Source organism: Streptomyces sp. NPDC001156 (genome assembly GCF_053598275.1).
The window spans coordinates 21,038-27,850 of the sequence record NZ_JBSFJX010000107.1; the positions used below are offsets into that span (position 1 = coordinate 21,038).

Here is a 6,813-nt window from a genome sequence, read left to right on the forward strand (position 1 = left end):
GGCGGACCCGACCGAGGTCGCCGAGTTCGACCTGCCTGACGCGCGGGTCGTGTGGCTCAGAGAGTCTGCTCGGCCCAGACGGTCTTGCCGTCGAGGGAGAAGCGGACACCCCAGTTCCGCGCGAGTTGGGTGATGATGAACAAGCCGCGCCCGCCTTCGTCGATGGTCTTCGCATGGCGCATCCGTGGCGCGAGGGGGTTGCCGTCGTGGACCTCGCAGGTGAGCGTGCAGTCCTTGATGAGCTGCAACCGCAGAGGTGGGGTGCCGTAGCGGACGGCGTTGGTGACCAGTTCGCTGACGATCATTTCGGTCGTGTAGGCGGTTTCCTCGTCCACTCCCCAATGAGCGAGCTGGCGTTGGGCGTGGGTGCGCGCCGTGGCGACGGCTTTGGGGTGGTGGTCGAGATGCCACGCGGCGACCTGGTCGGCGGGGAACGGGTGGGTGCGGGCGAGGAGCAGGAAGACGTCCCCGTGGCAGGTGTCGTTCCGCAGCCGGTAGAGCACGTCGTCGCACAGGTCCTGCAGTGGCCGGTCGGGGTGGGCCAGCGCCCGTTGGAGGGTGTCCGGGGACGGGGAGGTGCGCAGGAGGGATGGGGTGTAGAAGGCGAGGATGCTGCCGTCGGCGACGGAGATGGTGGTGGCGGCGAAGGGGGGTCCCTCGGCGGTGCCCAGGGGGGGTCCGCTGGGAAGGTCGAGGATCTCGGTCCTCCCGTCGGGATGGGCGATGACGGGTGGGGGGTGGCCGGCCAGGGCGATGGTGCAGGTCTGGGCGAGCGGGTCGTAGACCGCGTACACGCAGCGTCCTATGACCGCCGGGGGGTCGCCGGGCGGCAGAGCTACGCATTCCTGGGCCAGGCTTATGGCGGTGTCGTTGAGGCGTGCGAGGAGCTCGTCGGGCTCCAGGTCGAGTGCGGCCAGGGAGTGGACGGCGGTCCGTATCTGTCCCAGGGCGGTGGCCGCTTGGATGCCTTGTCCTGCGGCTTCGCCTACCACCAGTGCGGTGCGGGCACCGGGCAGGGCGAAGGTATCGAACCCGCCGCCTCCGCCCACTTCGGAGGGCACGTGGATGCGCGCGGTTTCCACGGCGGTCTGCGTCTTGGCGCGCGGGAGCAGCACGTGGCGCTGGATGGTCAGGGCGATCGTGTGTTCGCGGGTGTAGCGGCGGGCGTTGTCGATGCACAGCGCGGTGTGAGCGGCGACTGCGATGGCGAGGGTGACATCGTCCTCGTCGTAGACGTCCGCGTGATCGGTGCGATATAGGCTCAGCAGGCCGAGCACGGTTCCACGCAGCGTCAGGGGTGCGGTGATCAGGCTGTGGGCACCGGCTGCCCGGATCGCCTGGCCGCGCTGCGGGTCGGCTGCCAGCCAGGGCGTGTCGGGGCCCAGGGCGACGAGACGGGGCTTGAGGTCGGCCAGCGTCTGGGCGTACGGCGTCGTGAAGGGCAGAGCGCGCACGTCACCCACCGGATGCGCCGGTATCTGCTCCTTGCCGCCGCTGTGGCCGACGGCGGCACGGCGCAGCGGCACCTCTCGTTCCAGAGGGCTTGGCGGAGGGGTTTCGCCACGTACCACCGCGTCCACCACTTCCACCACGGCGATGTCGGCGAGGTCGGGCACCACCGCCTGCACCAGTTCCTCACAGGTGGTCACCACGTCGAGGGTCTGTCCTACGTGCTTGTGCACCGAGCCGAGGACGCGCAGGCGGGCGCGCACCCTTTCGCGTTCGGTGACATCGAGCATCTCCGCCAGCACCCCGCAGATCCTCCCCTGCGGGCTCTCCAGACGAGAGACCGAGGCGGAGAACAGGTATTCCGGCCCCGGCTCGCCCTTCGCGCGAACCCCCACCAGTCGCCCCCGTGCCGGCGTGCCGCTCTCCAGCACGCCGTGCAGCATTGCCTCCACGTCACCGGGTGCGGAAAGGTCGTATACGTCGGTGATGTGTCGGCCGACGATCTGTTGCGGGGGCGCTTCGTGCAGAACGGGCCTGGTGAGGTTGATCCGTAGGATGCGCAGTTCCGTGTCCAGGATCAGCAGACCTGTGGGGGACTGGTGGAACAGGGCTTCCAGTACTGCGGCATCCTCGACGGGCAAGATGGCTTCGTTGTGCGCCACGGCAACCCACCTCCACTAACCAGCCTGCCCCTGGCACCCGCGCGCCGCTTCCTTGTTTCGGGAGACATGCAGGACGTCGGGGGCCGGATGTGGGTCTGGGGGCGGCCTGTGCGGCTTGGGTCGTCCTCTGAGTGCGCCCGAGGGTGGGGCGCGAACCCGGGGAGACAGCGGCAACGGGAGAGGGCGGGAGTCAGCGGGGGTGAGTCCCGCCCTCTCATATAGGCATCCGCCCTGGTCAGCTACCGAATGCGGTAGGTGTTCGGACGAGTGCCCGCGGCCGGGGCGCCCTGGCCCGGGATGCCGTCAGACCGCGACGGCTTCGCCGATTTCCTCCTCGGCCGCCTCGTCTTCGGCGTCCTGCTGCGCGTTCGCCGGTGGGGCCACTGCCGGGGCTGGGGCGGCGCGACGCTCGGCCACCGCGGCGGCGGCCATCAGCAGCAGTCCCGCGACCAGCCAGAGAACCAGGGTGAGGATGCGGCCGGCAGAGCCTGCCGAGTCGAAGTAGAGCAGGCTGCGTGCGCCCTCGACGAAGCCGGCGCCGTTCCAGAAGGCGTGCAGTGCGCCGAAGAAGCCGTTCTGCAACGCGGGCTGGAAGATGCCGCCGGAGCTGGTGAAGTTGAGCATCACGAACAGCACCATCATGGCCAGCGTCGTCCAGCGCTTGAGGAAGGTATGGAGGGCGATGCCGATGGTGAGGATCCCCGCCGAGTAGAGCCAGGCCATGCCCCACAGCCCGAGCAGGTGGTGGTCGGCGATGTGGAAGACCGGCCCGGCCAGCACCGTACCTATGACACTGACCACGAGTGCGGTGGCGAGGCCGATGGCGGCCCGCATCCCTATACGGAGCGTGGCGCCGCCGGCGCTGATGGCGGCGACGCTGGCGTAGGAGCCGATGCTCAGCGCGACCAGCAGGAAGAACAGGCCCTGACCGGTGGGGTCACCGCTGGAGAGCCGGGACAGGTCGGTGACGCGCAACGGCGCGCCCTGCTTGCCGGCCACGGTCGTGAACACGGCCTCCGCTGCGCTGGCGGAGGTGTCGGAGTTGGCCTTGGCGACCAGCAGCTCGGGGTGTCTGGCACTGGGCACGTAGGCGCCGACCAGGTCCCGGTCCATGATCTGGCGCTGCGCCGCGACCCGGTTGGGCACGGTGGTGACGTCCAGCGCGTCACCGGCCTTGTCCTTGATCGTCTGGGCGAGCACCTGGTAGCGCGGCGAGGTGCCGATGACGGCGACTTTCAGACCGTGCGCCTGCGGTGCGTGGAAGGCTCCGAGGTAGGCCATGCCCATACCCAGGCACATCAGCAGCGGGGTGATCAGGAGGACCACCACGTGGCTGACGGCATGGCGTGCGGAGGTCACTGTCGGCGCCTCGCCGGCCAGACGGTGGGTACTCATTGAGGGCTCTCTCCTTCGCGTAGATGGTTGTAAAATACATGTGAATATTGTTGTATGCTACAACTACTAGAGAAGGGTGCTCGTCATGTCCGACCGTGAGGCGTCGATGGACGTCATCCAGCGCGAACTCACCTCCTTCGCCCGCCGCGCCCGGCAGAAGGCAGCCCAGCTTCACCCGGAGCTCTCCCTGGTGGCCCACAGCATGCTCGACCACATGTCCAAGAACGGCAGTTGTCACGCCGCCGACCTCGCTGGGCACTTCATGCTGGACAAGTCCACGGTCAGCCGTCAGATCGCCATGCTCGAGGCGGAGGGCATGATCGTGCGTCAGACCGACCCGGACGACCACAGGAGGCAGACCCTGAAGGCGTCCGAGAAGGGCCTGGACCTGCTGAACGGGGCCAACCGGCAGCGTCGTGCTTCTTTCGAGCGGCGGTTCACCGACTGGGACGACGCCGACGTGGCACGACTGGCCGCTTACCTGCGGAGCTACAACGCAGCCGACGTGGACTGAGTTCGGGGCGACAGCACCAGGCGGTCGTACGCCCTGCCCCGCCGTCCGGTTGTGGCGGGGGGACCACGCGGTCTGAGGCGCAAGCGTGGCGGTATCCCGGGCGGCACCAGGAGAGCCGTGAACGCCCGTTGAAGAATGGCCGGCCGCATTCCTCGCGATCTCGTGCGGGGACGATCACCTGCCAATCGTGCGAGCGGTGAGACATCCCCGTGGCATCGTCGCCCTCCTGTTCTGCCTTCTGCTGACGCCGGCAGCAGTCGCCTGCGACGTAACGCCGCCGCCCGACCTCGACACCGTCGTGGCCCCGCCTCCGGCCCCCGCGCTCCAGCGCATCGCGCATGCCCGCGGTCACCCCGTCGGCGGTCCCCACGCGGACGTCCGGACGGACCGCGACGCCCGCCGCGAGCGCGTCCCCGTCGCGGTCCGCCGTGTCCCCCTCCTCCAGCTAATCCGTCCCCGCCGTCGCCTCCGGCGCGACGGGCGGCCACGCCTGCGCCGCACGCGATCTGGCGCTCACCTCGTCCGCGGCGACATCGGAGGACCTCGGCAGTCAGGGAGACACGTTCATGCACGTGTGGCCACGCAACCGCTCGGGCGCAGTCTGTGCGCTCGGGGGGGGCCGGGCATCGCGTTCATCGGGGAGAACACCATCATCACCTGCGAGCCGGTCGGCTCCGACCCGCGTTGCGGTGGGTACGTCGACACCATCAGCCGGCGTCCCCTCTCGGCCACGCGCTACGGGCCCCCGCATCCTGCGCCCGTCCGGCTCCTTCCCCAGCAGATGACGACGTTCGACCTCGTCTGGAAGTCGGCCACGGAGAAGATCTGCGTCGGTGACGAGTTCTACGCTCCGCCGTACGCGGGGCACGTCTGGGTGCCCGGTGACTCCGCGGCTTTGGTCGTGTCCCCTCTCCACATCTCCCCCTGCCAGGGGAAGATCCGGATCACCAGAAGATCGTCTGGGCCGAGCAGCCAGCCCCGTCGGTTCCCGTCGCCCCCGTCCTGGCATCGGCTGCATGACCGGGCCGGACCGCCGGCAAGGACGCACGGCTTGCCTCATCGAGCCCTCGTACATCGCTCTGGGGCCCACCCACCCCGTGATCTGACAGTGGCGGGTGATAGCTATGCGCCACATGGACACTGAGCACGCGCGCCCCGAGGACCTGGCCATGCTCCGGGCGGTATTCGACACCGCGGAGCCCCTGGGCTGGGAGGCGGTCCGCGCCTTCGAGACGGAACACGGGATCACACTGCCCGAGCCCTACCGGACCTGCGTCGCGGAGATAGCCGACGGCTGCGGCTTCGGCCCGCCCGACTACGGCCTCGTGCCGCTCGGCGAACTGCCCGATGACCGGGACGACGACACGGTCCGTGAGCTGGCCACGCCGTTCCCGCTCACAGAGATGTGGGTGTGGGAGGACGACGACCTCCCGGATGACGAACTGGGCCCGATGCTGGATCCGGTCTTCGACCATGGGTCCATCGTGCTGGGCACCGACGGCTGCGGCATGTACTGGCACCTGATCGTCACCGGCCCCCACCGGGGACACGTCTGGAATATCAGCGGCGAGGGTGCCGGACCGTTCGGGTCCGAGTTCGGGTTCACCACTGGCGAGTCCGGCTTCGCCGGCTGGGTCCGTCACTGGGACGAGGGCAAGTCTTGGTCGGACGCAATGTGATCTCGCACCGGCTTGTGGGACCTCACGTCAGCGGCTCTCTGCCACGGCTACGCGACCCGACCGCAAGGACGATCGCCGCTGTGCCGGGCTGCCGAGGGTGTGCGCGAGGGTGAGGAGGGAGTCGTCCGACACCACCCGAAGGCCGTACTCCGCGAGCAGTGCGGCCATCCGCTGCGGCCGCCACAGTGAGCGCCACGGCTCGCCCGCCGTGACGGAACTGCCGAGCACGCGTGTCAGCAGCCGCCCTGCGTCCGCTTTCACCGACGGCGCCTGATAGTTGACGACGAGTGCACTGCCCGGGACCGTCCGGGCGGCGAGCGCCGCCACCGTGGCACGCACCTGGTCGCGTGTGAGGTACGGGACGACGCCTTCCCACAGCCACGTCGTCGGCGCGGACGCGTCGTGCCCGGCGGCGTCCAACGCCGCACCGAGGTCATCGACGGCGAAATCGACCGGCGTGAACCGCACGGAACGGGCGAGGGCCGGTAGCTCGGCGTCGGTGCCGTCGCCCGCATCCGGCTCGCGCCCCACGTGCGCGGCCTCGGCGAGGCGGGCGCGCTTGTCCTGCTGGGAGGCCGGATGGTCGACCTCCCACACATCCGTCTGCGCGAGCTCGGGCAGACGCCACGCGCGCGTATCCAGACCGGCGCCGAGGATCACGAGTTGGCCGGTCCTGTGGGCCCGCAGGGCGTCGTCGATCGCGACCGTCCGCGGTACGACCACCTCGGCGCATGCCCGCACGCTCTCGTACGCGGTGCGCGCCTGCCAGCCCTGGGGCGGAGTGCTCGCGCGTACCTCGTCCACGGGCGTCCGCTCTGTGCCGCGCAGCAGCCGCACCGCCACCGGATCCGCGAACCGGCCTGTGGCAATCCGACCGTCAGCGGCCGCCCGCCCCTGGCAGACCAGCACCGCCGTCCGGCTCGCCGCGCGCCCACTCTCCTTCACGGAGCCGTATTCAACACCACCGTTCCTAGTCAGTGAGCAGGAGTGAGTCTTGTACCCAATCCTGGTCAACTGGTGCATCCCGAACGGTGGTGGATGCACTGGTCTCCCGCGTTCGCGCCGCGTCCGGCGACACGGATCGTGTCCGTGGTCCAAGGATGCGGGGGCGGGT

5 protein-coding genes are annotated in these 6,813 nt (G+C 69.7%); 2 read left to right on the forward strand and 3 right to left on the reverse strand.

Translation table 11 applies throughout. From position 1 onward, the window contains the following. Positions 1 to 56 precede the first annotated feature (56 nt). Together ACWDA7_RS34065 and ACWDA7_RS34070 are read right to left on the reverse strand one after the other, a co-directional pair. Positions 57 to 2,111 carry a SpoIIE family protein phosphatase gene (locus ACWDA7_RS34065; protein ID WP_450609382.1) on the reverse strand — a complete coding sequence of 685 codons (2,055 nt, stop codon included), beginning with the start codon at positions 2,109 to 2,111 and terminating at the stop codon, positions 57 to 59. 303 nt (positions 2,112 to 2,414) lie between these two features. Further along, the gene (locus ACWDA7_RS34070) at positions 2,415 to 3,506 is read right to left on the reverse strand and encodes a hypothetical protein (protein WP_450609384.1); all 1,092 of its coding nucleotides are present in this window, start codon (positions 3,504 to 3,506) and stop codon (positions 2,415 to 2,417) included. Positions 3,507 to 3,591: 85 nt separating this feature from the next. Between ACWDA7_RS34070 and ACWDA7_RS34075 the strand changes: the two genes are divergently transcribed. Then, positions 3,592 to 4,020, forward strand: a complete 429-nt coding sequence (locus ACWDA7_RS34075; RefSeq protein ID WP_450609386.1) for a MarR family winged helix-turn-helix transcriptional regulator — start codon at positions 3,592 to 3,594, stop codon at positions 4,018 to 4,020. A 1,133-nt stretch (positions 4,021 to 5,153) separates the two neighbouring features. Further along, positions 5,154 to 5,699, forward strand: coding sequence for an SMI1/KNR4 family protein (locus ACWDA7_RS34080; RefSeq protein ID WP_450609388.1), 546 nt, complete (start codon positions 5,154 to 5,156; stop codon positions 5,697 to 5,699). Between the two features lie 27 nt (positions 5,700 to 5,726). On the opposite strand, the gene ACWDA7_RS34085 is transcribed toward ACWDA7_RS34080, so the two are convergent. Beyond that, positions 5,727 to 6,644 (reverse strand): class I SAM-dependent methyltransferase, encoded by a 918-nt coding sequence (locus ACWDA7_RS34085; protein ID WP_450609390.1) that lies wholly within the window; start codon positions 6,642 to 6,644, stop codon positions 5,727 to 5,729. Positions 6,645 to 6,813: the final 169 nt, after the last annotated feature.